Source organism: Methylophaga sp. UBA5088 (assembly GCF_002414625.1).
Classification (GTDB): Bacteria; Pseudomonadota; Gammaproteobacteria; order Nitrosococcales; family Methylophagaceae; genus Methylophaga; species Methylophaga marina.
This window is the reverse complement of sequence record NZ_DIAC01000134.1, coordinates 12,349-13,489: the sequence shown is the minus strand read 5'-3', so window position 1 is coordinate 13,489 and position 1,141 is coordinate 12,349. Positions and strand designations below refer to the sequence as shown.

The window sequence follows — 1,141 nt, the reverse complement described above, 5'->3', positions numbered from 1 at the left end:
CACTTGTGCCATTAGCTTTATTTGATAAACGCCCAGGTGCGACATTCAATGGTTTACTTAAAAACTGGGGGCTAGTCGCTCTGGGTAATTTACTGGGGGCATTAACAACCGCGGTGTTGATTGGCATTGCCTGGACCTTCGCCTTCACAACCGAGCCCGGTGCAGTCGGACAAGCGATTGCTAGAGCGGCTGAAGCGAGAACTCTTGGCTTTGCCGAACACGGTGCAGCAGGTTGGTTTACCGTGTTTGTCAAAGGCATTTTATGCAACTGGATGGTGTCTGTTGGTGTGGTCGGTGCCATGTTATCAAAAGACGTGATTGGTAAGGTCATCGCTATGTGGATGCCGATTCTTATTTTCTTTGGTCTGGTATTTGAGCATGCTGTCGTCAATATGTATTTATTCCCGCTGGGAATGATGATGGGTGTACCTATTACTATTGCTGACTGGTTAATCTGGAATGAAATCCCCGTTATTTTAGGTAATTTAGTAGGCGGTTTATTGTTAACCGGCATGGTGCTTTACGCCACTCACCTTAAACCGGGACCTACTCGTAGCCGTGTTATCGAGCCGGCTAATAAAGTCACCGTTAACTAATATTGCATTCGTTAATCTGTCGATATCACTTAATAATGCGAGAAATAAGATGAACAAACTGGATATGACTCAAGCCATCATGGTGGCTAAAGAAAGTAAACAGCTTCAGTGGGAAACGATTGCCAACACCATCGGTATGTCCACTGTGTGGACCACTTCAGCTTGCATGGGCATGAATAGCATGCCAGCCGAAAAAGCACATGCCTTATGTGAACTTTTAGAACTACCAGCCGAAGTCAAAACAGCACTTGAGGCTTACCCGATCAAAAGTTGGGATGAGAGCGTGCCTAAAGATCCATTGATTTATCGCCTCTATGAAATTGTTGGCGTATATGGCCCCACTCTGAAAGAAGTCATTCAAGAAAAGTTTGGCGATGGCATTATGAGTGCCATTGATTTTAATATGTCGGTAGAGCGGGAACACGACCCCAAGGGGGATCGTGTTGTTGTGACAATGAATGGCAAATTTTTACCTTATAAAGCCTGGTAAGTTGCCCCTTGGTGAAGGGAGATAAACCTCGGTTTTCTCCCTTCTTTTTTTCTCA

Annotated in this window: 2 protein-coding genes; both read left to right on the top strand. The window is 45.0% G+C overall.

The features are described from left to right. A partial coding sequence (locus B4K20_RS16530) for a formate/nitrite transporter family protein (protein WP_289283762.1) occupies positions 1-596 on the top strand: 596 nt, incomplete at its 5' end. A 49-nt stretch (positions 597-645) separates the two neighbouring features. Continuing rightward, on the top strand, positions 646-1,086 hold the full coding sequence (gene cynS / locus B4K20_RS16525) for a cyanase (RefSeq protein WP_286305649.1): 441 nt from the start codon (positions 646-648) through the stop codon (positions 1,084-1,086). Positions 1,087-1,141: the final 55 nt, after the last annotated feature.